This window comes from Pseudomonas sp. Mn2068 (genome assembly GCF_049319725.1).
GTDB lineage: Bacteria > Pseudomonadota > Gammaproteobacteria > Pseudomonadales > Pseudomonadaceae > Aquipseudomonas > Aquipseudomonas gingeri.
This window is the reverse complement of the sequence record NZ_JBMOUG010000007.1, coordinates 118228-143931: the sequence shown is the minus strand read 5'-3', so window position 1 is coordinate 143931 and position 25704 is coordinate 118228. Positions and strand designations below refer to the sequence as shown.

The window sequence follows — 25704 nt, the reverse complement described above, 5'->3', positions numbered from 1 at the left end:
CCGTAAGTTCACAAGTAAGCAGACTGCAGCGAGCGGTTTCCCAGGCATTCTGGAACCATCGTACAAAAAATGCTGACCATTCGGACATATATCACCGGGGACGACCAACCTTAAACGAAGTGCTATTATGCTGCCCGCTCACTTATGTGCTTGATGGCAAAGTGATTTCATCTTGATTCATGATGACGCCAGCACTGTTTTGCCGTGTAAACATATACATCACACCACCTTGTGTATAAGTATTGAACCGTAGCCGTTTTTTCAAACAGAGTCCTGCCGGCGACAGCGTGGGGCTCCCCGTAGCGAACACTCATTGGCTCTACACGCTATGTACGCCAGCCTCAAGTCCTTAAAGCCTTGGCTCCCCTCTCGCAAAAACGCCCGCCGGCTGACCGTCCTGCTCTGTGTCGCCTCGGCCGTGATGAGCCTGTCGGTCTATCTGAATTGTGCGAGCCTGCCGCGAAGCCTGTTGCTGCTGATCCTGCTGATGCTGAACCTGGCCGCGCTGACCAGCGTCTGGCTGCAGCACCGGGTGTCACAGACATCGATCAATTTTCAACCCCAGGAACTCGCCGATCGCCTGCTGGAAGTGCAGGAAAACGAACGTCACCGCCTCAGCCGTGAACTGCACGACGATATCGGCCAACTGCTGACGGCCGCCAAACTGCAGACCCAGTGGTTGCAGGGACGCCTGCCGGAGGAATTGCGCAACCACTGCGCCGACCTGAGCAATACCCTGGACGAAACCCTGGCCAAGGTGCGGGACGTGTCGGCGATTCTCAATCCACGCCAGTTGGCCAGCCTCGGACTGGAAGCCAGCCTGCGCGCCCACCTGCTCAAGACCCTGGGCAATACCACGGTGCACTGGAGCCTGGAATGCCAGCAGCGGTTGACCGGGTTGTCCGAGGAAATGGCCGTGACCGCCTTTCGCGTGACCCAGGAAGCCGTTACCAACATGTTGCGCCACGCCAAGGCCAGCAACCTGCTGATACGCCTCAAGCGCCTGCCCGAAGGCCTGTCGCTGCATATCGCCGACGATGGCCTGGGTTTTTCCCCGGCGGCCAATCCGGGCGAGCAGGGCCAGCGCGGCATGGCCGGCATGGCGGAGCGTATCGAACAGTTGGGCGGCACATTGACAGTCACCAGCGGACCCGGCAAAGGTACGCAAATCGAAGCCCTTCTTCCCTGGGCCCCCCGGGCCCTCGAACGAGCCAGTACGAATAAGGTTCTATGACCTGCAACTTACTTCTTGTGGATGACCACTCTCTGATCAGGGCCGGTGTGCGTGCCCTGGTACTGGATATTCCGGGCTACGCCGTGATCGGCGAAGCCAATGACGGCGCACAGTTGCTCGAAGCCGTCGAACGCCTGAACCCGGATATCATCCTGCTCGACCTGTCCATGCGCGATACCGGCGGGCTCGACGCCTTGCGCCAGCTCCAGGCGGTACGCCCGCAGAGCAAGGTACTGATCCTGTCGATGCACACCGATCCGCAGTTGATCATGCAGGCCCTGGAAATCGGCGCCCATGGCTATCTGCTCAAGGACACCACCGCCACCGAACTGGCCCAGGCCCTGGAGGCCTTGCGCAACGACGAGCGCTACCTCAGCCCGGCGATCGCCCACACGGTGATCAACCAGGCCCTGACCCAGGTCCAGCGCCATTCGCCGGTGGAAACCGAGACCCATAACCTGACCGGACGCCAGCTGGAAATCCTGCGGTTGATCGTGCGCGGCAAATCCACCCGGGAAATCGCCAACGGCCTGGGCCTGAGCATCAAGACCGTGGAAACCCACCGCTCGCAGATCATGAAGCGCCTGCAGATTTTCGACGTCGCCGGGCTGGTCCTGTTCGCCGTCCGCGAGCGCATCATCAGCCTCGACGACTGAGCAGCGGCGAGTCCGCCGGCAAATGCACCTGCAACGCCCCGGCACGCGCTTCGAAACGCAGGCAATCGCTTTCCAAGGGTTCGCCGTCGAGGTTCAGGTACAAGCCTTCGGCAACCTTGATCTCGACCCAGGGCAGGCGGGCCCGGACGAACATGTTGTCGATCCCCCAACCATCGCTCATCAGGCTGCGCAGCGTCCCCACCACCTCCTGGGGCGCCGGCAGGATACTGATATCGAGCAGGCCATCATCGGCCAGCGCCTCGGGGCACAGCAGGTGCCCGCCGCCTGCCTGGCGCCCGTTGCCGATCCCCAGTGCCAGCAGTTCACCCCGCCAATGGAAATCCGGCCCCTGCAACTCGCCATAGGCGGCATGCAGTTCGTTGAAGCGTGACAACCCGGTAAACAGGTAGGCCGCGCCACCCAGGACCTTCTTCAGGTCTTCCGAGGTATTGGCCGTCACCTGACTGCCGAAACCGCCGGTGGCCATGTTCAGGAACAACTGCCCGCCGACAGCGCCCAGGTCGATCGGCCGGGCCGGCACCTCCAGCAGTTGCAAGGCCAGGGCCGGCTCCAGCGGCACTCCGGCGGCACGGGCAAAGTCATTGGCGGTGCCCAGCGGCATCAGCACCAGGCTCGCCTCGCTGGCGGCCAGGGCCAGGGCTTCGGCGATCTCGCGCAAGGTGCCGTCACCACCGCCGGCGATCAACTGCCGATAACCCATGTCCAGCGCTTCATCCACCAGGCGCCGGGCATCGCCGGCCTCCCAGGTGACGCGCACCGCCAGTTCCCAGCCTTCCCGCCGCTTGCCCTCGACCGCTGCCCGCACGTCTTCGTTGAGGGCCTGCTTGCCATGCAGAATCAGCAATGCCTTGCGCTCGTTCATGAGCCGTTTCTCCTGTGTCGATGGGCCTGGAACATGTGGACCACGGCGAGCTGAAAACGACCTGGCGCAACGGGATTTATTTCACCGCTACCCGCCCGAACGCTCTGGAACGCGCGTGATATAGCACAACAGGGGCGCTTCGGATTTTTTTTAGCTACAAGACATCATTCAATTAGCGACCCGCTGTTTCATGAGCTTTACTCAAGCCCGTGCCATTCAAACGAGAGGAAATATCGGCCGCCGCAGCGATAAAAGCGGGGGCATACCTTCAAACGGTTGACTGCCGATACCGGGCCCGCCCGGTAGAGAATTAGCCATCAGGGACGGGGTTATCGCGAAAAACCTTGTGGCTTTGCCATAGGAAGTACCTGCCGTAGTGCTTCGTAGTTGCCATTTCGCGATGGTAGAAAGGGAGGGGTCACATGCGTTTGCAACCCGTCGACAGCTTATTGCTCACTCGACCCAGCATGGTCGAGTACTTTCTGTTCGGCATCCGTCTGGTCCACGGCCTGACGGCCATTCTGCCCGGGCTGTTGCTGCTGGTTTACCTGCGCGAGCAGAGTCCCGAGATCACCCGCAGCTACCTGACCATCCTGCTGTTCTTCGGTGTCATCAGCGTACTGATCTTCCAGGCCCTGGGGGTCTATGCCGAAACCATCTTCAGCAACCTGCTGCGCTTCCAGCTCACCCTCTTCGCCTGGTCCTCGGCGTTCTGCCTGCTGCTGTTCATGCACCACGGCCTGCAACTGTTCAGCTACCTGACCAATACCCAACTGCTGGTCTGGTTCCTCGCCAGCCTGGTGCTGTTCGGCATCGAGCGCCTGATCCTGCTGACGCTGTTCCAGCAACTGATGCAACGCGGCATCTTCCTGCAGAACGCGGTGATCCTCGGCGCCACCGAGAACGGCCAGCGCCTGGCCGAATACCTGGCCCAGCACCAGGACATCCGCTCCGGCGTCATCGGCTTTATCGACGACCGCATCGGCCGGCTGCCGAAAACCATGGTCAACCTGCCGCTGCTGGGCAACTCCAGCGACCTGGAACGGCTGATCCGCGAGGAGAAGGTCACCCAGGTGCTGGTCGCCCTGCCCTGGTCGGCCGAGAACCGCATGGACTACATCATCCGCGAACTGCGCCGGCTACCGGTCAATGTGCTGCTGGTGCCGGACATGGTCGCCTTCCGCCATGCCCACAACCGCATCACCGAAGTCGCCAACCTGCCGATGTTCAACGCTTCCGAAGTGCCCCTGCGCGGCTGGTCGCCGATGTTCAAGCGCCTCGAGGACATGGTGCTGTCGAGCACCGCGCTGATTCTTTTGTCACCGGTGATGCTGCTGGTGGCCCTGGCGATTAAACTCGACTCCCCCGGCCCGGTGCTGTTTCGCCAGAAACGCTATGGCTACAACAACCGGCTGATCGAAGTCTTCAAGTTTCGCTCGATGCATCAGCACCAGAGCGACGCCAACGCAGAGAAACAGACCACCCGCGGCGACCCACGGATCACCCGGGTCGGCCGTTTCATCCGCAAGACCAGCCTCGACGAGTTGCCCCAATTGTTCAATGTATTCATCGGCAGCATGTCCATGGTCGGCCCGCGGCCCCACGCCACGGCGACCAAGGCCGCCGGCATCCTGTTCGAAGAAGCCGTCAAGGAATACACCTCGCGCCACCGGGTCAAGCCGGGGATCACCGGGCTGGCGCAGATCAACGGCTATCGTGGCGAAACCGACACGCTGGAAAAAATCGAGAAACGCGTGGAGTTCGACCTGGAGTACATCGAAAACTGGTCGATCTGGTTCGACCTCTACATTCTGTTCCGCACTGTCCCGGCAGTGCTCCTGACACGCGAGGCCTTCTGAATGAGCCTACTCATTCCCTGCATCATCGCCGGCGGTGCCGGTACCCGACTCTGGCCGGTGTCCCGCGAGGCCATGCCCAAGCCCTTCATGCGCCTGCCCGACGGCGAAAGCCTGCTGCAGAAGACTTTCCGCCGCGCCGCCGGTCTCGCTGACGTCCAGCGCCTGCTGACGGTGACCAACCGCGAGGTGTTCTTTCGCACCCTGGATGACTATCGCCTGCTCAACAAAAGCGCCGCGGCCCTGGACTTCATCCTCGAACCGTTCGGTCGCAACACCGCGCCGGCGATCGCCGCCGCCGCCCTGCATGTTGCCCGCCTGTACGGCGAGGATGCGCAACTGCTGGTGTTGCCCGCGGACCATCTGATCAAGGACCTGGACGCCTTCGCCAAGGCGGTGCGCAGCGCCCGGCAACTGGCGGAACAGGGCTGGCTGGTGACCTTCGGCCTGGTGCCGACCAAGGCCGAGACCGGCTTCGGCTATATCGAGAAAGGCCAGGCCCTGGGCAACGACAGCTTCCAGGTCGCCCGCTTTGTCGAGAAGCCCGACGCGGCCACTGCCCAGCGCTACCTCGACGGTGGCCTGCACCTGTGGAACGCCGGCATGTTCTGCATGCGCGCCGACGCCGTGCTGCGCGAACTGCAGGAACATGCACCGGATGTCCTGGCGGCGATGACCGAGTGCCTGGCCCACAGCCACAGCCGCGAGGGCAACCAGGAATTGCAGCTGGAACTCGACGGCAAGACCCTGGCCCTGGCCCCGGATATTTCCATCGACTATGCGTTGATGGAGCGCTCGCAAAAAGTCGCGGTGGTGCCCTGCCAGCTGGGTTGGAGCGATATCGGCTCCTGGCAGGCGGTACGCGAATTGAGCCCGGCCGACGCCAACGGCAACCAGTGCAATGGCGAAACCGTGCTGCATGACGTGAGCAACTGCTACATCGACTCACCCAAGCGCCTGGTCGGCGGGGTCGGCCTCAAGGACCTGATCATCATCGACACCCCCGATGCCCTGCTGATCGCCGACGGCAAGCGCAGCCAGGACGTTCGGCTCATCGCCCAGGAACTCAAGCGCCAGGGCCACGACGCCTACCGCCTGCACCGCACCGTGACCCGGCCATGGGGCACCTACACCGTGCTCGAAGAGGGCAAGCGTTTCAAGATCAAGCGCATCGTGGTCAAGCCCGAGGCCTCACTGTCGCTGCAGATGCACCACCACCGCAGCGAACACTGGATCGTCGTCAGCGGCATGGCGCGGGTCACCAACGGCGACCACGAATTCCTGCTCGACACCAATGAATCGACCTTCATCAAGCCGGGCAAGACCCATCGCCTGGTCAACCCCGGGGTGATTGACCTGGTGATGATCGAAGTGCAGAGCGGCGAGTACCTCGGCGAGGACGACATCGTGCGTTTCACCGACATTTACGGGCGGGTTCCCGCCACCACCGACAAGGCCTGAAACACCGTCAACGCAATGCCACCTAGCCCGTCAGGGAGCTGCAGATATGCACGACAGGAAGACTGACCGATGAAAAACATCCTGCTGATCCTCAGTGTTTTCTTACTCAGCGCTTGCAGCATCCCGGCCAAGGTGGCCCTGCCGGACGGCAACATATTGCGTGAAGGTCACCGCGCCGGTGACGCCCTGGCCGGCAAGCCGTTGCCAGCGCAGCGGATCCGCGCCGGCGATACCCTGCGTATCGTGCGCAACACCGGCGAGGCGCCGTCGATCTCCGCGTTCACCGCCAACTCGATCTATGAACTGACCCTGTTCACCGTGATGAACGACGGCAGTTTCGCCTACCCCTACATCGGCAACGTCAAGGCGGCGGGCCTGACCCCGCAGCAACTGACGCTGGTCCTCGAAGACAAGCTCAAGAACATCTACCAGGACTCGGCCCTGACCGTGAACATCTCCACTGCACCGAGCAACACCGTGTTCGTCGGTGGTTCGGTGCGCAACCCCGCCAGCCTGCCGGTGACCACCGTCACCACCCTCGAACAGGCGCTGATCGGCGCCGGCGGCCTGCTGCCGGTGGGCGACAGCCGCAACGTCGCGCTGCTGCGCCAGGAAGACGACGGCCGCTACAAGACCTACTTCTTCGACTACCGCGACACCATGCTCGCCGGCGTCAGCAACCGGCCGCCGGTGCTGCTGCAACGCGGCGACGTGGTGTTCGTACCCAAGTCCCATGTGGGCAATGGCATCGAATGGGTCGACCTGTACCTGAACCAGCTGATTCCGTTCCAGAAATCGATCGGTATCGGGGTGAACTACAACTTGCGCGATAACAACAACTGATCGTTAAGGACAACAGACATGATCAATATCCGTTCCTTCCGCGATTTGTTGCGCCTGTTCTTCATCTTCAAGCGCGAAGTGAAAATCACCGTGCTGGTGACCCTCATCATCATCCTGCTGGGGGCCTTCCTGCTGCCGAACCGATACGAGTCCACGGCGTTGTTGCTGGTCAAGCCCGGGCGTGACACCAGCACCCTGCCGATCGAGATCTCCGACCGCCAGGCCACCATCATCCCCAGTGCCCAGCGTGATCCGATCCTCGACGAAGAGCGCATGCTCACCGGACGACCGATTGCCCGCCTGGTCGCCGAGCAATACCTCGACCAGTTGTCCAAGGTGCCGCCACAGGAAGGTTTTATCGGCACCCTCAAGACCCTGGTAAAAAGCGCGGTGCAGGGTGTGATCGAAGCCGGCCGCGGCTTCCTGCAACTGCTCGGCCTGGTGGAAAAACAGACCCCGGTCGAACGCCTGGCCGATCAGTTGTCGAGGAATTTCAGCGTGACCCACGCCGCCGGGTCTTCGGTGATGGAGATCAGCTTCAAGTGGAACGATCCGCAGGTCGCCCAGACCATCGTCAAGAGCTGGGTCGAACAGTACGAGCAGGAACGCACCCGCAGCCTCGGGCGCAAGAGCCTCTACACCTTCTATGAAGGCGAGAGCAAGGCGACCCAGGCACGGATCCTCGACTACAAGAAACAGATCGAGACCCACCTCAACCAGCTGGGCGCGGTGAGCATCGCCGAACGCCTGAACGATATCTCACGCAACCTCAACAACCTGCGCGGCGAGCACCTGAACACCACCCGTGCCGTCGCCTCGACCCAGAGCGGCCTGGAGCGGATCCAGGCGCAGCTCAACAGCATGAAGAAAGAAATCAGCATCGGCCGGCAGATGAGCATCAACCCGGACCGCCAGGACCTGCAACAGCGGATCAACGCCAAGCAGATCGAGCGCCAGGAAATGCTCCGCACCTTCAAGGAAGGCGCGCCACCGGTGCGGGCCATGGACACCGCCATTGCCAACCTGCAGGATCTGCTCAAGTCGCAGAACGCGGTGGTCCAGCGCACCGACAACCTCGCGCCGAACCCGGTCTACACCCGCCTGCAGAACAGCTTCGCCGACCAGCAGGCCAGCCTCAGCCGCCTGACGACCCAGGCCGCGCAACAGAAAACCCAGCTCGAACAGCTGGAAAAGGATCGTCGCCAGGCCCTGGCCATCGAGCCGGAAATGTCGCGCCTGCAACGGGAACTCGACGCCGCCGAGAAAAGCTTCGCGCTGTACAGCGACAGCACCGAGAAAGCGCGGATCGACCGTGAACTGGACAAGAGCCAGATCAGCAACATCGCGGTGATCGAGCACGCCACCCTCAACGAAAGCCGGGTCTTCCCGAAAAGCCTGAGCATGTTGCTGCTGGCGATTCCCCTGAGCCTGGCGGTCGGCCTGCTGGCCCTGTACTTCTTCTACCTGCTGGACCAGCGCATCCACGACGGCGACAAGATCGAGGAACGCTTCGGGGTCAAGGTCTGGACCAGCCTGCAGGACATCAGCGACGGCCAGGCGCAACGGCGCACGGCCTTCACCGCCAGCATGTACCGGCTGTACGGGGTGCTACCGCTGGAACAGGTCGCCGAACACGGCCTGGCCATCGGCCTGACGTCGGCCCGCCATGGCGAAGGGGTCAGCTTCGTCATCGAGCATCTCACCCAGTTGCTGCGCGAGCGCGGCCATAACGTCCGTATCGCCGGGCCGGGCCCCGCGCAACCGGGAGAAATCCTCCTGCTCGATGCCGGCGGTTTCTTCTCCAACCAGGAAGCCTTCGTGATCCTGCGCCAGGCCAATCTGATTGCGCTGATCGTCGAGGCGGAAACCACCACGGTGCCGATCCTGGAGAACGCCCTGTCGACCCTCAACACCGCGTTCAAGCGGGTCGACGGCATCATCCTCAATCGCCGCCGCTTCGAGATCCCGGAGCGTGTCCTCAACGCCCTGGCCCGTATCCGGAGCCATGCCTGATGCATATCGCCCTGCTCGCCCCCCTGCCCCCGGAACAGAACGGCATCGCCGACTACGCCGGGCACCTGAAGGCCGCGCTGGAAAGCCAGGGCGTGCGTGTCAGCACGCCGCTGGCGGGGCTGGGCAACGATCCGCAGCGAGCGATCCAGGGAGTGGCCGACGGCGATTGGCACGGGATCGACCTGGTCCATGGGGAAATCGGTGGCGGCCGCCTGGCCGAGTTCCACGCCCTGAAAGCCTTGCGCGCGCGCTTTGCCCGGTTGCCGCTGACCGCCACCATCCATGATCCGGAACGCCTGGTCTGGCGCCGCGAGCGCCTGCCCTGGCCGCTGTCGCTGGCGAGCAGGCTGCCGTCACCGCTGCCCCAGGTAGCGACGGTGCTGGCCGACCCGCTGTGCCTGCACGAAGAACGACAATTGGCGCGCAGCCTGACCCGACTGATCACCCTGACCCAGTCCGGCGGCCACTGCCTGCGCCAGCGCATGGGCCTGCACAGCGAACAGATGGCGGTGATCCCCCATGGCAACCTCGCCATCGCCCCGGCCCCGCTGCCATCCCTGGATCCGTTGAAGCTGCTGTACTTCGGCTTTATCTATCGCGGCAAGGGCATCGAGGACCTGCTCGACGCCCTGGCGATGACCTTTGCCCAGCAACCCGGATTGCGCGCCAGGCTGCGCCTGACCCTGGCCGGCGGCAGCGAGCCGGAAATGGCCTTCGGCCCGGCCGGCAGCTACCTCGATCAGTTGCGCCAGCATATCCGGCGACTCAACCTGCAAGACAGCATCGACTGGCAGCTCGACCTGCCGGCCGCCGAGATTCCCCGGGTGATCCAGGCCCACCACGTGATGGTCCTGCCGTACCGCGAGTCGAGCAAGCTCAAGCTGCTGGGCAACCTGCGCGGTACCAGCGGCGCGCTGTCCTGGGCCGCCGCCTGCGGCCGTGGCGCGATCACTTCCGACGCCCGCTCCTTTGCCGAAGAGGTGGCCCAGGGCAACGGGGTGATCTTTCCCCAGGGCAATGTCAGCGCCCTGGCCGCCGAGATCAGCCATCTGTGTGCCACCCCCGAGCTGGCGATCCGCTGGGCCGAGCACGCCAGCATGATCGGCAACCAGCGGGTCTGGAGCCAGACCGCGAAACGCTTCCTGCAGGTCTTCCAGGAAGCCTGCCGAGGACAAGAAGATGTTGCGTAGAACCTTGCTCTGGGTGCCGCTGCTGGGACTGCTGGGCGGCGTGGCCTGCACGCTGCCCTGGAGCACCGGCGCCCAGGCCCAGGTATTGCTCAAGGCGCCACGGGCAGTCGAGTGGAAAGACTTCCTCGGGGTCAACGTGCAGTTCCAGTACTTCGACCCGGCCATTTACCAGAAGCAGATGGACCGGCTCGACGCCCTGGGCCTGAACTGGGTACGCCTGACCATCCACTGGCCGATGATCGAACCGCAGGCGGGGGTCTATGATCTCGCCACCCTGGACGCCGCGATGACGGCGATGCAGAGCCACCGGTACAACACCGTCGCCTATCTGGTCGGCTCGCCAGCCTTTGCCAGCAGCGCCCCGGCCGGTACGCCCAGTGCCGACCAGTACCCACCCAGCGATTTCAATCTGTTCGCCAGCCGCATGGCGACCCTGGCCCGGCGCTATCCCCAGGTGAACACCTGGCAGGTCTGGAACGAACCGAACATCATCTGGCTGCCCAAGGAAGACCCGACGGCCTACTACCGGCTGCTGACCACCACCGCCAAGGCGATCCGCGCCGCCGTGCCGGGCAAACCGGTCGCCACCGCCGGCATGGCCTACTACAGCCAGATGCACAGCACCCCGGGGCTGATGCTCGACAGCCTGCTGAGCCAGGGCCTGGCCAGCCAGAACATCATTGCCGCCTACCATCCCTACTCCGAGCTGCCCGAGGGCGACAACGCCGGCACGCAGGATTTTCTCAGTCAGGGCAATGGCCTCAACAGCACCCTGCATGGCGCCGGCGTGTCCCAGGTCTGGGCCACCGAATGGGGCTGGTCGAGCTATGCCGGACCACGGGAAATGCAGGCGCTGATCGGCATCGGCGGCCAGCAGGACTACACCCTGCGCCGACTGGCCCTGATGAGCGCCATGGACTACCAGCGGATCTTCCTCTTCAACCTCAGCGACCTCGACTCCCGGGCCAGTCCGCGTGACCAGTACTACGGCCTGCTGGACCTAGATGGCGAGCCGAAGCCGGTCTACACCGCCCTGAAGAACTTCTTCGACGTCACCGGTCCGGCGCTGCAACCCGCCGACACCCCCAGCCTGAGCAATGCGCCCGACGATCTGTTCAGCGTCACCTGGACCCGTGGCGACGGCGCCCGTGTCTGGATGTTCTGGAGCGCCAGCGGCACCCGCCTGCAACTGCCCGGCGTCACCCGCGCGGCGCTGTTCGATCCCCTCGCCGGCACCCGTACCGACCTGAGCGATGCCCAGGCCGTCACCGTGCCGCTGAAAACCAGCCTGCAACTGTTGGTGTGGTCGCCATGAAAATTCTCTGGACCCTGCCCTACCTGCCCTGGCCCACCACCAGCGGTGGCAAGACCCGGCAATTCCACCTGCTGCGCAGCCTCGCCGCGCGCGGGCACCGGATCACCTTGCTGGTGCAGTCGAAGAGCGAACTCGACGCTGCCACGCGCAACGCCCTGGAACCCTGTCTCGAACGCCTGATCGTGGTACCGCGGCGCTCGCTGCGCAGCCTGCAGACGTTGTTCACCGTCCTCTGCGCGCCCTACCCGATGCTGGCCGCCATCAACGGCTCGGCGCCGCGCCTGCAACAGCAGTTCCGGGCGCTGCTCGACGAACACTGGGACGTGATCCAGATCGAGCACAGCTACAGCTTCCAGCCCTTCGAGCAACCGCTGCTCGACGCCCGACGGGACTTTATCCTCACTGAACACAATGTCGAGTCGGCCCTCGGCGCGGCCAGCTACGACCGGCTGCCGGGCTGGATGAAACCCTTCACACTGTATGACCAGTGGCGTTACCGCCGCTGGGAAAGCCGGGTGTTCCGCCAGGCCGCCGAACTGATCGCCGTGACCCGCCAGGACGCCGATGTGCTGCGCCTGCAGACCGGCAAGCCGGTGGCCGTGGTGGTCAACGGCGTCGACACCGGCCATTACGCCGGCGTCCAGCCCGACCTGCACGCCCAGCGCCTGCTGTTTATCGGCAACTATGAATACAGCCCGAACCTGGATGCGGTCGAATGGGCGCTGGAAGAAATCCTCCCGGCCCTCTGGAAGCTCAATCCCGGCGTGCGTTTCGCCATTGCCGGGTTCGGCCTGCCGGATGCCTGGCGCCAGCGCTGGGACGACCCGCGCATCGAATGGCAAGGCTTTGTCCCCGACCTGCGCACCCTGCAAAGCCGCGCCTCGGTCTTTTTCGCGCCCCTGCGCCAGGGCGGCGGCTCCAAACTCAAGGTGCTGGAAGCCATGGCCGCCGGCCTGCCGGTGGTCACCACCGACCAGGGCAGCTCGGGCCTGAAAGTCGAGAACGGCCGCCATTACCTGGGCAGCGAAGACCCGCAGGCCCTGGCCAGGATTCTCGCCGATGCCCTGGCGCACCCTTCGCGACTGCACCAGATCGCCGAAGCCGGTCGTGCCTACGTCAAGGCCGAACATGACTGGTCCGTGGCTGCCGCGCAGCTCGAAGCGGTCTACTCCCGACTCCCACGCCTCAAGGAGCAAGTGCCCGTATGCGCATAGGCCTGGATTACCGCCCAGCGGCGGGTTACACCCACAGCGGCATCGGCCGCCAGAACCTGGCACTGGAGGACGCCCTGCGCGCCCACCCCGACGTGCAACTGCAACTGTTCGGCGTGGCGCCGGAAGATCATCCGCTGCGCCGCCGGGTCCATTGCCCACGCTGGGGCGCACCGCTGCAAGGCGTGCACCGCCTGCCCCTGCGGCTGAAATTCGAGGGGGGCTTCCTGCCCGGCGCACTGCGCGAGGCCGGCGTGGAAATCTATATCTGCAACTTCAACATGGGCCTGCCCCTGGGCCGCAAGCCGGCCGGCATGCGCTATGTGCTGCAGTTGCATGACCTGTTCCAGCTGACGCTGCAGAACAGCCACGGTTCCAGGCTCAAGGAGCGGATCTACGGCACCACCGACAAGCTGTCGATCGGTCACTCGGTGAAGGTTGCCGACCGCATCTGGACACCATCGCAGTACACCGCCGACGAGCTGGTCAAGCTGTTCCCCACGGCCCGTGACAAGGTCCGGGTACTGCCCAACCTGGTCGGCGGCTTCACCGAGGAACCCGCCGACATCGGCGACCTGCAGCTACCGACGCGCTACTGGCTGGCGGTGGGCACCCGTGAACCGCGCAAGAACATGCCCTGGTTCGTCGCCGCCTGGCAGGCCGCGCGCCAGCAATCGGCCGAGGTTCCGGAACTGGTGCTGATCGGTGCGCCGGAACACCTGCCCGCGGAGCTGCAGCACCTGCCCGGCCTGCATTACCTGAACGGCATCAGCGATGCCCAACTGCACGCGGTGTACCGCCAGGCCGCGCGCCTGTGGCAGCCGTCCTACGCCGAGGGTTTCGGCCTGCCGGTGATCGAAGCCCTCAGCGTCGGCACCTCGGTGGCCGTCGCCAGCGGCTCCTCCCTGGATGAAATCACCCCGCCGGACAGCCCACGCTTCTCGCCCACCGACAGCGCCGCCCTGACCGCGCTGATGGTCAGCCTGGCCGACGCCCCCGGCGAAGACCCCGCGCTGCTCAAGGTCTGGGCCGCCCGCTACGCCACCAGTGCCTATCGCGAGCGCTTCAACCAACTGCTCGAGGAGCTGAGATAATGCCGTTGGCGATGCCCCTAGCACTGTTGTTCAGCCTGGTATTCGGCGTGCTGGTCTGGCTGTTGCCGGCGTTCAAGGTGCTGGTGGTCCTGATCGGGATCGCCGGGGTGGTGACGATCATCCGCCACCCGCTGTGGGGTCTGCTGCTGTTCACCGTGCTCGCCACGTTCCTGCCCTACTCGACGGTACAGATCGGCCTGCGCACCACGGTATCCGAAGCCCTGGTCCTGCTGGTCTGGGGCAGCGTGCTGGTACAGGGGATCTTCAACAACCTGCCGGCCAAACCGGCATTGCTGCGCACCGAGCGCTGGCTGGTGGCGCTGATGCTGTTCAGCGCCTTCCCCTTTGTCATTGGCCAACTGACGGTGAATGCCGACGGCAACGGCCCGGTGAACTGGATCCGCTGGTTGCTGAACCTCTCGGTACTGTTCCTCGTCCCGCGCCTGCTGGACACCACGAAGGCCCGCGAACAGGCGGTGACCGGCCTGCTGCTGGGGACCCTGCTGCTGTTGCTGCTGTCGATCCCGGTGTTTCTCAAGAACGGCACCGCCACCAGCATGACGCCGATCCTCGCCAACCTCGGCTACGGCGGGATCGAGGTCCTGGGCGACAGTCTCAGCGCCCTGTCCAACCGCATGGGCTCGCCCTGGATGCACCCCAACGTCACCGGCGGCGCCCTGGCCCTGCTCCTGCCCCTGGCCTTCTGTTTCGGCCTGACGCGCCAGGGCTGGCCACGGGCGCTGGGCTTCGCCGTCGCCGGCCTGGGCGTGATCGCCCTGTTGCTGACCGGCTCGCGCGGCGCCCTGCTGAGCCTGATCGTGGTGCTGATATGGATGGCCCGCAAGCGCGTGCCCTACACCGGCCGCCTGCTGATGGCCGGCGTCGCCTTCGGCACCTTGCTGCTGATGTTCTACCCGCCGTTGCAAGACCGCCTGCTGACCCTCTTCTCGAGCAACGACGCCAGTACCAGCGTGCGTTTCGACGAGTACTCGCACTTCCCCGAGGCCGTCGCGATGTTCCCCTTCGGCATCGGTTTCAAGGTCGAGCCACCGGTGCCCGGCACCGGCCTCTGGGGGATTTCCAATCTGTGGCTGAACTTCGTCTACAAGCTCGGCGTGCCAGGCCTGCTGCTGTTCGTCGCGGTGATCTGGAGCTGGTGGCGGGAAACCCGTCCCTCCCGGCGCACCATCCGCCTGACGGCGGACAACGCGCTCTGGCTCGGCACCACCTCGGGCCTGATGGCCGCCCTGCTCAGCGGCATTTTCGACCACTACTTCAGCTTCACCCAGGTCCTGATCGCGCTGTTCTGGCTGCTGCTCGGCCTGAACCTGCATGAAGCCCGACGCCTCAAGCTCAAGGCCGCGAGCCTTTCTGGAGTCCAACCATGAAACACCGCATGTTTCACTCCCTGAACCTGCAGCAGGCCCTGCCCGAGTACGCGGTGAAAATGGGCGTCAACCTGGACGAACTGCAGGCCACCTATCAGTGGATGCTGGAAAACGACGTGTGCTTCGAGCAGCCGCTCAAGGGCAATGTGCTGTGCTTCATCAGCTACCTGAATATCGAGACGCGGATCGAGCCGCCACTGGCCCGGCGCTTCTATGCCTTGCTCGGGCGCGAGATCAAGGGCGCGCTGATCCCGCTCTACGGAATCAACTGGCCGACCCTGCGCGACCGCATGCTGCGCTGGTGGGAGCTGGCCTACAACATCCTGGTCTGCAAGATCCCCAGCCACACCCTGCGCCTGCTCTGGCTACGGCTGGGCGGGGCGAAGATCGGCAAGGGCTCGACGGTCTGGCGCAACACCGAAGTACTCGGCGTCGACAGCCTGCGGATCGGCAATGACAGCACGGTCGGCTGGCATTGCCAGCTGGATGCCCGGGGCGGGCTGATCATCGGCGACCATGTGACCATCGCCTCCCACGTGCTGGTCATCGCCGGCGGGCACGATGTCCAGGCTCCGGAGTTCTGGGCCGTCGGCGGACCGGTTTATATCCGCGACTACGCCTGGGTCGCCAGCCGCGCGCTGCTCTCCTTCGGTGCCGATATCGGCGAGGGCGCGGTGGTCGGCGGCAACTGCGTGGTGTCCAAGCCGGTGCCGGCCTACGCGATTGTCGGCGGCCCGGATGCGGCGATCAAAGGCGAACGCTGCCGCAACCTGAACTACAAAGTGGGCGGCAAAGGCCTGTTCACTTTGTTCCACTGAGTCGCGACAGTGTTTGGTTCAACCCTGTGGCTGACCCTCGCGACCCTCACCGGCCTGGCCGCCGGGTTCGCCCGGGAATGGCTGCTGGTCGCGGCCTGGGGCGCCGGCGGGCGCAGCGACAGTTTCCTGGTCGCGCTGTTCCTGCCGGAAGCCTTGCGCATGGCGCTTGCCGCCGGCCTGCTCAGCGCGGCGGCACTGCCGCTCTACCAGCAACGCTCGGCCACCGGACAGGCCGACTGGCTCGGCGCGCTGGCTCCGCGCCTGCTGCTCTGCGGCCTGCTGCTGGGGGGGCTGCTGAGCATCGGGGCGCCACTGTGGGTCCGCCTTATCGGCCCCGGGCTCGACGGCCAGGGTTACGCACTCGCGGGCGACAGCCTGCACTGGCTGGCTTGGTGTGCACCGGGATTTATCCTCCATGCGCTGTTCTGCGTGCCGTTGCAGGCCCGCTCGCGGTTTGTCCTGGCCGGCCTCGGCTCGTTGCTGTTCAACCTGCCGCCGGTGCTGTACCTGGCGATCCTGCGACATGCCGCGACGCCAACCGGCCTGGCCGCCGCCTGTGTCCTCGGCAGCCTGTTGATGCCGACCATCCTCTTGCCATCGCTGTACCGCGGCGGCTGGAAACCCTGGAAACCGGGGCATGCGCCCGGGGCCGGCCGCGAGCTGCTGCAACGGATCGGCCCGTTGCTCAGCAGCAACCTGGCGAGCCAGGGCCTGGCCCTGCTGGAACGGATGGTCGCCTCGCTGCTCGGCGAAGGCGCGGTCACCTGGATCAACCTGGCGCGCAAACTGATCAACCTGCCCCTGATCGCCCTGATGAGCCTGAATCAGGTGCTGCTCGGCCTGATGAGCGGCAGCGCCGGCGCCGAACGCCTGTCCCTGCTGCGCAAGGGCCTGGCCAGCGCCACGTTGCTGACCCTGCCGGCCGTCGCCGGTCTGATCGGTGCCGCCGCCGCGCTGGTCAGCCTGCTGCTGCCCAACCAGGCCGGAGACAGCCCGCTGCCGGAACTGCTGGCGTGGTTCTCCGTACCGCTGATGTTCGGCGCCTGGAACGCCCTGCTCGCCCGCTACGCCTATGCCGCCGGCGACACCCGCCTGCCGCTCAACTGCGAACTGACCGGCAGCCTGCTCAATGCCCTGCTACTGGCCGTGCTGCCCTATTTCTTCGGCTTGATCGGCATTGCCCTGGCGGCGGTCTGCGGGGTAATCCTGACCGGCCTGCTACTGATGCGCCGTCAACAACTGCTGGCCGAAGTGCCCTGGCGCAGCCACTGGTTGCTCGGGCTCGGCGTCATGGGCCTGGCCGCCCTGTTGCTGCATCCCCTGGCCGGTATCTGGTTGCAACTGGGTCTGAGCACCCTGTGCAGCCTGGTCCTGCTGATCGCCCTGGCATTCTGGCTGCGCCCCTGGCGCCCGCTGTCCCCTGGAGGCTGAACCATGTCGACGCTCAACGTGGCCTGCGTGATCCCGACCTACAACGGCTGCCGGGACCTGGCGCGCCTGCTCGACTCCCTCGACCGCCAGACGGCGGTCTTCACGACCCTGATCGTCGACTCCAGCTCCAGCGACGGCACCTTCGAACTGGCCAGCGCACGCTGTCCCAATGTCTTGCGCATCGACAGCAGAGACTTCAACCACGGCGGCACCCGCCAGATGATGGTCGAGCGCAATCCCGGCCATGACATCTACGTGTTCATGACCCAGGATGCCTACCTCGAGGACCCCGAGGCGCTGGCCAATATCGTCCGGCCGTTTGCCGACGACAGCATCGGCGCGGTCTGCGGCCGGCAGCTGCCGCACCTGGATGCCAGCCCGCTGGCCGAGCATGCCCGGCTGTTCAACTACCCGCCGACGTCCCAGGTCAAGAGCCTGGAGGATGCGCCCCGGCTGGGGATCAAGACCGCCTTCGCCTCCAACTCCTTTTGCGCCTACCGGCGCCGGGCACTGATGCAGGTGGGCGGATTCCCGCAGCATGTGATCCTCTCGGAAGACATGTACGTGGCGGCGAAGATGCTCATGGCCGGCTGGAAAGTCGCCTACGAAGGCAGCGCCTGCTGCCGGCACTCGCACAACTACACCCTCGGTGAGGAATTTCGTCGTTACTTCGACATCGGCGTATTTCATGCCCGCGAACCCTGGATCCGCCAACAGTTCGGCGGGGCGGGAGGAGAAGGCCTGAGGTATGTGCTGTCCGAGCTGAGGTTTCTCGGCCCCGGACGTTGCCTGGCGTGGCCGGGCTCGCTATGGCGCAATGCGGTGAAGCTGTTTGCCTACAAACTCAGCCAGCAGGAACGCCATCTGCCCAAGGGTCTGAAAAAAAGCCTCGGCATGTACAAACGCTACTGGGACAGCCCCTATGCCTGACCCAGCGGCCACTTCAGACGCCGGCGACTTTTCCTATGAACATCCGGGAATCGCCTCAATTGACCGAAAAGCGAAATAGCGCGATTTTCCATGGTGTGATCAGGGCAATGGCGCCCGGGACATGAACCACCGAGGACGTGAAAACACATGGAAGTTGAGCTACAGCACTGCGTGACACCCTGCCTGCATCCGGCTCCCCGATGGTCGGGCAATCACGAGGCGATGCAGCAATCCCCGTCACCCACCGACCCCACCAAGACCGGCGAACCGTCTGGAGGCGACACCATGGAACCGCGAATCACCGAACTGGAAACCCACCTGGAGTACATCCACCGCGATCTCGGCGAAGTCCGCGGCGATGTGAAATCGATCAAGGCCCGCCTCGCCTATATCGCCGGCGGCACGGCGGTCCTGGGAGTGCTGCTGAGCTGGGTCGCCAACCACCGGCTGGATCAGATACTGCGCTTGCTGGCTGCCTGAGCATGCTGCCCGGTCGCCCCTTGTCCGGGGCGACCACCGGAAAAATGGCCTCCGGCCAGACGCCTCACCCTCAAAGCGCGATCGGCTTGCGCCCTGCAAACGAGTGGGCCAGCGTACCGCCGTCCACCAGTTCCAGCTCACCCCCCAGGGGAACGCCATGGGCGATACGCGAGGTGATCAGCCCCTTGTTGGAGAGCAGCTGGGCAATGTAGTGCGCCGTGGCTTCGCCCTCGACCGTCGGGTTGGTGGCGAGGATAATCTCGCTGAAGCTGCCCTGTTCTTCGATACGGGCCAGCAACTGCGGAATGCCAATGGCTTCCGGCCCAAGGCCATCGAGCGGCGACAGGTGCCCCTTGAGCACGAAGTAACGTCCGCGATAACCGGTCTGCTCCACCGCGTAGACATCCATCGGTCCTTCGACCACACACAGCAAGGTGTCGTCACGCCGCGGATCGGCACACTGCGGGCAGAGGTCGTCTTCGGTCAGGGTCCGGCACTGGCGGCAATGCCCGACGCCTTCCATGGCCTGGCCCAAAGCCTGTGCCAGGCGCGCGCCGCCGCTGCGATCGCGCTCGAGCAGTTGCAGGGCCATGCGCTGGGCGGTTTTCTGGCCGACGCCGGGCAAAACCCGAAAGGCGTCGATCAGTTGGCGAATCAGGGGGCTGAAGCTCATGGGAAAAGGTCCGACAAAACTGCGAGAGGCGGTTTATACCCGTGGCTCCGGCCAGCGTCAAATGCACAGGCGACCAGCCCCGGAAACAACAATGCCAGGCAGCGAGCCTGGCATTGCTTGAGTACAAAATACCTCAGGTTCCGTGCGAAAACTCGCCGAGCGGCGATCAGGCAAGGCAAGCCTGCTTCAACGCCGCATGATCGTCGCCCAGGCAGTTTTCGTACAGGGCCTAGAACGGCATCTTGAAGCCCGGCGGCAGCTGCATGCCGGCGGTCATGCCGGACATCTTGTCCGAGCTGTTGGCTTCGATCTTGCGCACGGCGTCGTTGACGGCGGCGGCAAACAGATCTTCCAGCACTTCACGGTCATCGTCGCTGACACCTTCCAGCAGGCTCGGGTCGATGCTCACGCGCTTGATATCGTGACGCCCGGTCATGACCACGGTGACCATGTCGCCGCCGGCCTTGCCGGTGATTTCAGCGTTGGCCAGTTCTTCCTGCATCTTGGCCATTTTTTCCTGCATCTGCTGCGCCTGCTTCATCAGGCCGGCCATGCCACCCTTCATCATGGGAATCACCTCAAAAGTTGCTTGGACAATAGGCACGAGGCTCCGGCCTCGCGCCGCTCAGTTATTAACCCTGGGTCACCAGGGCTTCGACAGGTTCGATTGTATCGTCACGGATCACCGCACCGAACTGTTGCATCATTTGCTGGATGAACGGATCGGCATGAATCGAGGCCACAGCCTCGTTCTGGCGTTCGTGGCGCCGGCGGGACGCCGCCTGGGCCGGGGTTTCCTGCTCGGGCTTGATCAGCTCGATGGTCACCTTCAGCGTCCGCCCATGGTACTGGTTCAGCGCATCGTTCACGCGACGCAACTGCGTGGCGTTGAACAGGGCGCTGTGGGCCGGGTCCAGGTGCAGCAGCCAGTCATCGCCGTCGACCGCGATCAGCGTGCAGTTGGCCGCGATGCTGCCGGTCATGCCGGAGATCGGCAGTTTCGGGAACAGTTGCAACCACTCCAGCGCCAGGCCGGTGGCCGGCTGCGCGGCCGGCAACGGCTCGGGCTCCGGTGCCGGCTCGGCGGTGTGTTCACTGGCCAGGTCGTCGAGGTAGCTATAGGACGAGTCCATATCCGGCTCGATATAGTCTTCATCCAGCGGCGGCTCGTCGTCGCGATCCGGGCCCGGAGTCGCGGCATCCACCTGGGCCGGGGTCGGCTCGGGAATGGTGGCGGCCGCCCACTCGGGGGCGTCCGGCACCACGCTGTCAGGCGTCGGCAGCGGCATCGGCACCAGTTCCGGCTGCTCGGCGGCGGTTTCCAGCACCGGCTCTACGGCGGGCTCCTGCACCACCGGCTCGGCGGGTTCGTTCCAGGGCAGGTCGACTTCTTCGACCGCGGCGGCCAGGGGTTCGGGCACGGTAGCCGCCTCGACCACCGGCTCCGGCTCCGGCTCAGGCACGGCTTCGACCACCGGCGCCGGGGCTGGTTGCACCACGGGCGCGGGGACTGGCGCAGCGGCCGGCGCAGCGACTGGCACGACATCGGCCTCGACCGCCGGAGCCACAGCCGCGACAACCGGCGCAGCAGCCGCTGGGCCAGCCACGTTCTGGGTGGAATCAACTGTGGCCTGGCTGATCCCCACTGGCTTTAGCGGCTGCCTCGGTGCCGAGGCACTGTCGGCCGGCCGGAACGCGAGCATTCGCAGCAGGACCATCTCGAAGCCGCCACGCGGGTCCGGCGCCAGCGGCAGGTCGCGCCGGCCGATCAGGCCCATCTGGTAGTAAAACTGTACGTCTTCGGCCGGCAATGCCTGGGCCAGGGCCAACACGCGATCACGGTCGCCGTGACCGTTGTCGACGCCTTCCGGCAGGGCCTGGGCAATCGCCACGCGGTGCAGCACATTGAGGATTTCCGAGAGCACGCCGTTCCAGTCCGGGCCCTGCTCGGCCAGATGCCGTACCGCTTCGAGCAACGCCTTGGCATCGCCTTCGATCAGCGCGTGCAGCACATCGTAGACCTGGCCGTGGTCCAGGGTGCCGAGCATCGCCCGCACATCGCTGGCCATGACCTTGCCCTCACCGAAGGCAATGGCCTGGTCGGTCAGGCTCATCGCATCGCGCATCGAACCGTCCGCCGCGCGACCGAGCAACCACAGGGCGTCGTCTTCGAATGGCACGTTCTCGACCCCGAGCACGTGGGTCAAATGCTCGACCACCCGCTCCGGGGTCATGTTCTTCAGGGAGAACTGCAGGCAGCGCGACAAAATCGTTGCAGGAAGTTTCTGAGGATCGGTGGTCGCCAGGATGAACTTGACGTAGGGCGGCGGCTCTTCCAGGGTTTTCAGCAAGGCGTTGAACGAGTGGCTGGAAAGCATGTGCACTTCGTCGATCAGGTAGACCTTGAAGCGCCCGCGGCTCGGCGCGTACTGCACGTTGTCCAGCAGTTCGCGGGTGTCCTCGACCTTGGTGCGGCTCGCGGCGTCGATCTCGATCAGGTCGACAAAACGGCCCTCGTCGATCTCGCGGCATACCGAACAGGTGCCACAGGGTGACGAGGTGATCCCGGTTTCGCAGTTCAGGCACTTGGCGATGATCCGCGCAATGGTGGTCTTGCCTACACCCCGGGTACCGGTGAACAGATAGGCGTGGTGCAGCCGCTGGCTGTCCAGAGCATTGATCAGCGCCTTGAGCACATGGGTCTGGCCGACCATTTCGCGGAACGAGCGCGGACGCCATTTACGTGCAAGAACCTGATAACTCATCGATAACCGTCGCATCTGGAAAGCGGAAGACCGCTAATGCTAGCGGAGCAGGGGCGAAATTGCATCCGGCGTGCTTCTCTAATCTGACTAAGCTGCACTTTGTGGGAGAATTCGCGTCCTGAAGCGTCGTACTCCAGACGGAGAGTTGAATGCGTGTAGTGTGGGGCGCCCTCGTACTGATGACCGCCAACTGTTTTGCCGCGCCTGCGCCGTTGCGCTTCGCCGTGGCCGACAGCTGGGCCATGCCGCTGGTCCAGATCGACAACGACCGACCGACCCAGGGCATTCTCTATGACCTGATGACCAGCCTTGCCCAGCAGGTCGGAGTACCGGCCGAGTTTCACGTGCTGGCCCGGGCCCGCGTGCAGAGCGCCATGGAACACGGCGAAATCGACGTGCGCTGCTATGCCGCGCAATCCTGGCTGCCGAACCTGTCGGGCGACTATATATGGAGCATTCCCCTGCTGATGCAGCGCGACGTGCTGATCAGCAATGCCGAGCACCCGCGCCAGGTCAGGCCGCAAAGCCTGCCCAGACAACCTGTCGGCACGGTATTGAGCTACACCTACCCGACCCTGCAGCCGTTGTTCGACAGTGGCCAGTTGATCCGCGACGACGCCCGCAACCAGGAACAGGTGCTGCAGAAACTCTCGGCGGGCCGCTATCACTATGCGGTCAGCAACCAGTGGAGCCTGGACTGGTTCAACCAGAAGCTGATGCCCCAACAGCAACTGCATGCCGTCGCGGTGCTGCAGGAACAACCGGTGGGCTGTTTTGTGCGCAACGACCCGGCGCTGCCGGTGCAGCGGATCCTGCGGACCTTGCTGAGAATGAAGATGTCCGGGGAAATCGACGGGATCATCGGGCTCTACACCGGCAATGGCGAACAACTGGACAGCCCCACGCCTCCCTCTGCGGAAAAACCCGATGACCTGTAGGAGCCCGGCCTGTCGGCGATGACACCCGCAACCTTTTCACCGGCAAAGCGGGCTTCCACAGGATGCATGAAGGCTCAGGCGGTGGTGCTCCACAACCCCGACGGGACAAACCCCGCGACCCAGTCCGGCACCTCGTCGGCCGCCATCGGCCGGGCAATGAAATAGCCCTGGGCCACGTCACACCCCAGATTCATCAGCAGGCGCCCGTGCTCGGCGGTCTCCAGGCCCTCGGCAATCACCTCGCGACCAAAGGCCCGGGCCAGACTGATCACCGCCGTGGTCAGGGCCAGGTCATCCTTGTCGTGGAGGATATCGCGCACAAAGGAACGATCGATCTTGATGGTCTGGGTGGGCATGCGCTTGAGGTAGCTCAGGGACGAGTAACCGGTGCCGAAGTCATCCAGGGAAAAACGCACGCCAAGGGCCTGGCAGGCCCGCAGGCACTGGCTGACCCGCTGGATGTTCTCGATGGCCACCGACTCGATGATTTCCAGGTCGAGCATCTGTGGCGGTACTTCGGCATGCCGGGTCAGCAAGGCGCGCAGGCGCTCGACAAAATCCCCACGCTGGAAATGCCGGGCGGCGATATTCAGGCTGACCGGCCAGTTGTGGCCGGCCTGCAACCAAACCTGCATCTGCGCCATGACCCGGTCGATCACCCACTCGCCGACCTCGATGATCACATCGGTCTGGGCCACCAGAGGCAGGAACTCATGGGGTTCGAGCAGGCCCTTGTGGGGGCTTTCCCAGCGCACCAGCGCCTCGAAGCCGACCACCGTGCCGGTACGCATGTTGACCTTGGGCTGATAGACCAGGCGCAACTCGTCGCCGGCTAGTGCATGGCGCATCAGCTCAACGCTCTGGTGCGTGGCCTTGACCTCCTGGTCCTGGGATACATCGAACAGATGGAAACGGTTGCGCCCGCCCTGCTTGGCCAGGTACATCGCCTGGTCCGCGTGGCGCAACAAGGTATCGGCGTCTTCATTGTCGTTGGGGAACAGGGTCACGCCGATGCTGGCACAGACATGGATGTCCTGGCCGAGGAGCGAATACGGCGCGGAGATCGCCAGCAGCACCCGCTGCAACGCCGCGTGCAGTTCCTGGCTGTCGCGCACATAACGCAGGATCAGCACGAACTCGTCACCGGACAGGCGTGCCACCACATCCTCGCCACGCATGATCCCGCGCAGGCGCGCCGCCACTTCCACCAGCAACGCGTCACCGCTGGCATGCCCGTAGCCGTCGTTGACAGCCTTGAAGCCGTCCAGGTCGAGCATGCACACCGCCAGCGGAATATGCTCGCGCCGGGAGAACTCCAGGGCCTGGTTCAACAGATCGGAGAGGAACGCGCGGTTCGGCAGGCCGGTCAGTACATCGTGGCCCACCCGCCACTGCAAGGTGTGCAGCAGTCGCAGCTTTTCGCTGACATCAAAACGGATCGACATGTACTTGCGGACCCGTCCCGTCTCTTCGTCCAGCAGCGGCACCATGGTACTGTCGACCCAGTACAGCGAACCGTCCTTGGCACGGTTGCAGACCTCGCCCTTCCAGACCCGGCCAAGGGCGATGGTGCGCCACATCTCACTGAAGAATTCGGTCGGATGAAAACCGGAATTGAGCATCCGGTGGTTCTGCCCCAGCAGCTCCTCGCGGCTGTAGCCGGAGATCTCGCAGAACGGGTCGTTGACGTAGGTAATCCTTCCGCTCAGATCCGTCTCGGAGAAAATCGCTGCTGCATCCACCACCTTGCGGTACGTCTCGTCCATGACTCAGCTCACCTGGGCAGCTACCGGTTGAACTGATCGACACGCTGTTCGAAAGAACTTCGACGAGGATCAACTAGAGTTAAATGAAGGTCATCAGCAAACAGCGGGGTTGGCGAGCGGCACTCCGTGAAACCAACGCCCGAAGGCACGGCTTGACGGTCGTGGCATGAACTCAAGAGAAATGCGAGGATTTCCTGTTTCATCATTTTGCCACCTGAAACCAGATCACCAAATACCTGTCATAACCGTCGATTCTACGAATTGCATCACATTATGCAATAGAAGGTGATGAATCATGGCGTTGTCTAATGTAAAGATTTGTCGTTAAGTTCTTGATTCTAAATGGGAATTGAGCGATGGAAATTTCAAGTTTGGGTACGGCCATCAGGCGCTATCGCAAGGTAGCGGGGCTAACTCAGGCTGAACTTGGCGAGAAAACCGGTTTTGACCCGAAAACCATCAGCCGCTTCGAAACCGGCAGTTACACCCCCAGCGTGGAAGCCCTGTTTCTGTTCGCCGACGTACTGGGAGTGAAGCTCAAGGCCTTTTTTGCGGATATGGCTGACGAAGACGAACAGCGTGCCTACCTGTTCGGCGTCATTCACAAAGCGCCCTCGAAGGACCTGGGAAAGCTGATCGTCGCGGTCGATCTAGCCCTTGCCAAGCCTTAGCCTCATGCCACTGCGCGCCTGGCGCCGCGACCACGCTACTGACAAAAGCTGACAGCCCCCGGGGTTAGGCTGGGTTGCCCTGGAATCA

The 25704-nt window shown here is 64.2% G+C and carries 22 protein-coding genes; 17 read left to right on the top strand and 5 right to left on the bottom strand.

Going from position 1 to position 25704, the window contains the following annotated elements; translation table 11 throughout:
• Positions 1-328 precede the first annotated feature (328 nt).
• Positions 329-1234 carry a sensor histidine kinase gene (locus tag ACL9RJ_RS17595; protein WP_177086874.1) on the top strand — a complete coding sequence of 302 codons (906 nt, stop codon included), beginning with the start codon at positions 329-331 and terminating at the stop codon, positions 1232-1234.
• Positions 1231-1890, top strand: coding sequence for a response regulator (locus tag ACL9RJ_RS17590; RefSeq protein ID WP_177107579.1), 660 nt, complete (start codon positions 1231-1233; stop codon positions 1888-1890). Before ACL9RJ_RS17595 ends, ACL9RJ_RS17590 begins: the two co-directional genes overlap by 4 nt.
• Here the strand turns inward: ACL9RJ_RS17590 and yegS are convergent.
• Complete coding sequence (gene yegS / locus ACL9RJ_RS17585; RefSeq protein ID WP_017129606.1) at positions 1874-2773, bottom strand: lipid kinase YegS; 900 nt, start codon at positions 2771-2773, stop codon at positions 1874-1876. The genes ACL9RJ_RS17590 and yegS overlap by 17 nt on opposite strands.
• A 422-nt stretch (positions 2774-3195) precedes the next feature.
• On the opposite strand from yegS, the gene ACL9RJ_RS17580 reads away from it, so the two are divergent.
• The 13 genes from ACL9RJ_RS17580 (at position 3196) to ACL9RJ_RS17520 (ending at position 18803) form a co-directional block, all read left to right on the top strand.
• Complete coding sequence (locus ACL9RJ_RS17580; protein WP_017129608.1) at positions 3196-4632, top strand: undecaprenyl-phosphate glucose phosphotransferase; 1437 nt, start codon at positions 3196-3198, stop codon at positions 4630-4632.
• Positions 4633-6090: a mannose-1-phosphate guanylyltransferase/mannose-6-phosphate isomerase gene (locus tag ACL9RJ_RS17575; protein WP_017129609.1), complete on the top strand. Its 1458-nt coding sequence runs from the start codon at positions 4633-4635 to the stop codon at positions 6088-6090.
• 69 nt (positions 6091-6159) lie between these two features.
• Positions 6160-6933, top strand: coding sequence for a polysaccharide biosynthesis/export family protein (locus ACL9RJ_RS17570; RefSeq protein WP_017129610.1), 774 nt, complete (start codon positions 6160-6162; stop codon positions 6931-6933).
• Between the two features lie 18 nt (positions 6934-6951).
• Positions 6952-8946: a GumC family protein gene (locus ACL9RJ_RS17565; protein WP_212809933.1), complete on the top strand. Its 1995-nt coding sequence runs from the start codon at positions 6952-6954 to the stop codon at positions 8944-8946.
• Positions 8946-10136: a glycosyltransferase gene (locus ACL9RJ_RS17560; protein WP_017129612.1), complete on the top strand. Its 1191-nt coding sequence runs from the start codon at positions 8946-8948 to the stop codon at positions 10134-10136. The genes ACL9RJ_RS17565 and ACL9RJ_RS17560 overlap by 1 nt, the downstream gene beginning before the upstream one ends.
• The gene (locus ACL9RJ_RS17555) at positions 10126-11451 is read left to right on the top strand and encodes a cellulase family glycosylhydrolase (protein ID WP_212809934.1); all 1326 of its coding nucleotides are present in this window, start codon (positions 10126-10128) and stop codon (positions 11449-11451) included. Before ACL9RJ_RS17560 ends, ACL9RJ_RS17555 begins: the two co-directional genes overlap by 11 nt.
• Complete coding sequence (locus ACL9RJ_RS17550) at positions 11448-12665, top strand: glycosyltransferase family 4 protein (protein ID WP_017129614.1); 1218 nt, start codon at positions 11448-11450, stop codon at positions 12663-12665. The genes ACL9RJ_RS17555 and ACL9RJ_RS17550 overlap by 4 nt, the downstream gene beginning before the upstream one ends.
• Positions 12656-13756, top strand: a complete 1101-nt coding sequence (locus ACL9RJ_RS17545; protein WP_017129615.1) for a glycosyltransferase family 4 protein — start codon at positions 12656-12658, stop codon at positions 13754-13756. The genes ACL9RJ_RS17550 and ACL9RJ_RS17545 overlap by 10 nt, the downstream gene beginning before the upstream one ends.
• Positions 13756-15144 carry an O-antigen ligase family protein gene (locus ACL9RJ_RS17540; RefSeq protein ID WP_017129616.1) on the top strand — a complete coding sequence of 463 codons (1389 nt, stop codon included), beginning with the start codon at positions 13756-13758 and terminating at the stop codon, positions 15142-15144. The genes ACL9RJ_RS17545 and ACL9RJ_RS17540 overlap by 1 nt, the downstream gene beginning before the upstream one ends.
• Positions 15141-15962: an acyltransferase gene (locus ACL9RJ_RS17535; RefSeq protein ID WP_017129617.1), complete on the top strand. Its 822-nt coding sequence runs from the start codon at positions 15141-15143 to the stop codon at positions 15960-15962. The genes ACL9RJ_RS17540 and ACL9RJ_RS17535 overlap by 4 nt, the downstream gene beginning before the upstream one ends.
• 9 nt (positions 15963-15971) lie before the next feature.
• Complete coding sequence (locus ACL9RJ_RS17530; protein WP_422765508.1) at positions 15972-17393, top strand: lipid II flippase MurJ; 1422 nt, start codon at positions 15972-15974, stop codon at positions 17391-17393.
• Positions 17394-17396: 3 nt separating this feature from the next.
• Positions 17397-18323: a glycosyltransferase gene (locus tag ACL9RJ_RS17525; protein WP_177109302.1), complete on the top strand. Its 927-nt coding sequence runs from the start codon at positions 17397-17399 to the stop codon at positions 18321-18323.
• A gap of 222 nt (positions 18324-18545) precedes the next feature.
• Complete coding sequence (locus ACL9RJ_RS17520) at positions 18546-18803, top strand: hypothetical protein (RefSeq protein WP_256260452.1); 258 nt, start codon at positions 18546-18548, stop codon at positions 18801-18803.
• A 70-nt stretch (positions 18804-18873) separates the two neighbouring features.
• On the opposite strand, the gene recR is transcribed toward ACL9RJ_RS17520, so the two are convergent.
• From recR to dnaX, 3 genes are all read right to left on the bottom strand, one after another.
• Positions 18874-19476 carry a recombination mediator RecR gene (gene recR / locus ACL9RJ_RS17515; RefSeq protein ID WP_017129621.1) on the bottom strand — a complete coding sequence of 201 codons (603 nt, stop codon included), beginning with the start codon at positions 19474-19476 and terminating at the stop codon, positions 18874-18876.
• A 229-nt stretch (positions 19477-19705) separates the two neighbouring features.
• Positions 19706-20044 (bottom strand): YbaB/EbfC family nucleoid-associated protein, encoded by a 339-nt coding sequence (locus ACL9RJ_RS17510; RefSeq protein WP_017134152.1) that lies wholly within the window; start codon positions 20042-20044, stop codon positions 19706-19708.
• A 64-nt stretch (positions 20045-20108) separates the two neighbouring features.
• Positions 20109-22241, bottom strand: coding sequence for a DNA polymerase III subunit gamma/tau (dnaX, locus tag ACL9RJ_RS17505; protein ID WP_212809935.1), 2133 nt, complete (start codon positions 22239-22241; stop codon positions 20109-20111).
• A gap of 149 nt (positions 22242-22390) precedes the next feature.
• Between dnaX and ACL9RJ_RS17500 the strand changes: the two genes are divergently transcribed.
• Entirely contained in the window at positions 22391-23179 is a 789-nt protein-coding gene (locus tag ACL9RJ_RS17500; RefSeq protein ID WP_422765507.1) for a substrate-binding periplasmic protein, read from the top strand.
• A 74-nt stretch (positions 23180-23253) separates the two neighbouring features.
• On the opposite strand, the gene ACL9RJ_RS17495 is transcribed toward ACL9RJ_RS17500, so the two are convergent.
• The gene (locus tag ACL9RJ_RS17495) at positions 23254-24945 is read right to left on the bottom strand and encodes a putative bifunctional diguanylate cyclase/phosphodiesterase (protein ID WP_017129625.1); all 1692 of its coding nucleotides are present in this window, start codon (positions 24943-24945) and stop codon (positions 23254-23256) included.
• A gap of 356 nt (positions 24946-25301) precedes the next feature.
• Here ACL9RJ_RS17495 and ACL9RJ_RS17490 point away from each other — a divergent pair, with 356 nt between their 5' ends.
• Positions 25302-25616 carry a helix-turn-helix domain-containing protein gene (locus ACL9RJ_RS17490; protein WP_042937148.1) on the top strand — a complete coding sequence of 105 codons (315 nt, stop codon included), beginning with the start codon at positions 25302-25304 and terminating at the stop codon, positions 25614-25616.
• The last annotated feature ends 88 nt before the right edge of the window (positions 25617-25704 follow it).

What these genes read in the sequence shown, in the direction of transcription:
- ACL9RJ_RS17580 (WP_017129608.1), top strand. Translation starts at nt 3,196, where the DNA reads ATGCGTTTGCAACCCGTCGACAGCTTATTGCTCACTCGACCCAGCATG.
- ACL9RJ_RS17525 (WP_177109302.1), top strand. Translation starts at nt 17,397, where the DNA reads ATGTCGACGCTCAACGTGGCCTGCGTGATCCCGACCTACAACGGCTGC.
- ACL9RJ_RS17510 (WP_017134152.1), bottom strand. Translation starts at nt 20,044, where the DNA reads ATGATGAAGGGTGGCATGGCCGGCCTGATGAAGCAGGCGCAGCAGATG.
- dnaX (WP_212809935.1), bottom strand. Translation starts at nt 22,241, where the DNA reads ATGAGTTATCAGGTTCTTGCACGTAAATGGCGTCCGCGCTCGTTCCGC.
- ACL9RJ_RS17575 (WP_017129609.1), top strand. Translation starts at nt 4,633, where the DNA reads ATGAGCCTACTCATTCCCTGCATCATCGCCGGCGGTGCCGGTACCCGA.
- ACL9RJ_RS17555 (WP_212809934.1), top strand. Translation starts at nt 10,126, where the DNA reads ATGTTGCGTAGAACCTTGCTCTGGGTGCCGCTGCTGGGACTGCTGGGC.
- ACL9RJ_RS17535 (WP_017129617.1), top strand. Translation starts at nt 15,141, where the DNA reads ATGAAACACCGCATGTTTCACTCCCTGAACCTGCAGCAGGCCCTGCCC.
- ACL9RJ_RS17500 (WP_422765507.1), top strand. Translation starts at nt 22,391, where the DNA reads ATGCGTGTAGTGTGGGGCGCCCTCGTACTGATGACCGCCAACTGTTTT.
- yegS (WP_017129606.1), bottom strand. Translation starts at nt 2,773, where the DNA reads ATGAACGAGCGCAAGGCATTGCTGATTCTGCATGGCAAGCAGGCCCTC.
- ACL9RJ_RS17595 (WP_177086874.1), top strand. Translation starts at nt 329, where the DNA reads ATGTACGCCAGCCTCAAGTCCTTAAAGCCTTGGCTCCCCTCTCGCAAA.
- ACL9RJ_RS17495 (WP_017129625.1), bottom strand. Translation starts at nt 24,945, where the DNA reads ATGGACGAGACGTACCGCAAGGTGGTGGATGCAGCAGCGATTTTCTCC.
- ACL9RJ_RS17550 (WP_017129614.1), top strand. Translation starts at nt 11,448, where the DNA reads ATGAAAATTCTCTGGACCCTGCCCTACCTGCCCTGGCCCACCACCAGC.
- ACL9RJ_RS17560 (WP_017129612.1), top strand. Translation starts at nt 8,946, where the DNA reads ATGCATATCGCCCTGCTCGCCCCCCTGCCCCCGGAACAGAACGGCATC.
- recR (WP_017129621.1), bottom strand. Translation starts at nt 19,476, where the DNA reads ATGAGCTTCAGCCCCCTGATTCGCCAACTGATCGACGCCTTTCGGGTT.
- ACL9RJ_RS17540 (WP_017129616.1), top strand. Translation starts at nt 13,756, where the DNA reads ATGCCGTTGGCGATGCCCCTAGCACTGTTGTTCAGCCTGGTATTCGGC.
- ACL9RJ_RS17545 (WP_017129615.1), top strand. Translation starts at nt 12,656, where the DNA reads ATGCGCATAGGCCTGGATTACCGCCCAGCGGCGGGTTACACCCACAGC.
- ACL9RJ_RS17490 (WP_042937148.1), top strand. Translation starts at nt 25,302, where the DNA reads ATGGAAATTTCAAGTTTGGGTACGGCCATCAGGCGCTATCGCAAGGTA.
- ACL9RJ_RS17565 (WP_212809933.1), top strand. Translation starts at nt 6,952, where the DNA reads ATGATCAATATCCGTTCCTTCCGCGATTTGTTGCGCCTGTTCTTCATC.
- ACL9RJ_RS17520 (WP_256260452.1), top strand. Translation starts at nt 18,546, where the DNA reads ATGCAGCAATCCCCGTCACCCACCGACCCCACCAAGACCGGCGAACCG.
- ACL9RJ_RS17570 (WP_017129610.1), top strand. Translation starts at nt 6,160, where the DNA reads ATGAAAAACATCCTGCTGATCCTCAGTGTTTTCTTACTCAGCGCTTGC.
- ACL9RJ_RS17590 (WP_177107579.1), top strand. Translation starts at nt 1,231, where the DNA reads ATGACCTGCAACTTACTTCTTGTGGATGACCACTCTCTGATCAGGGCC.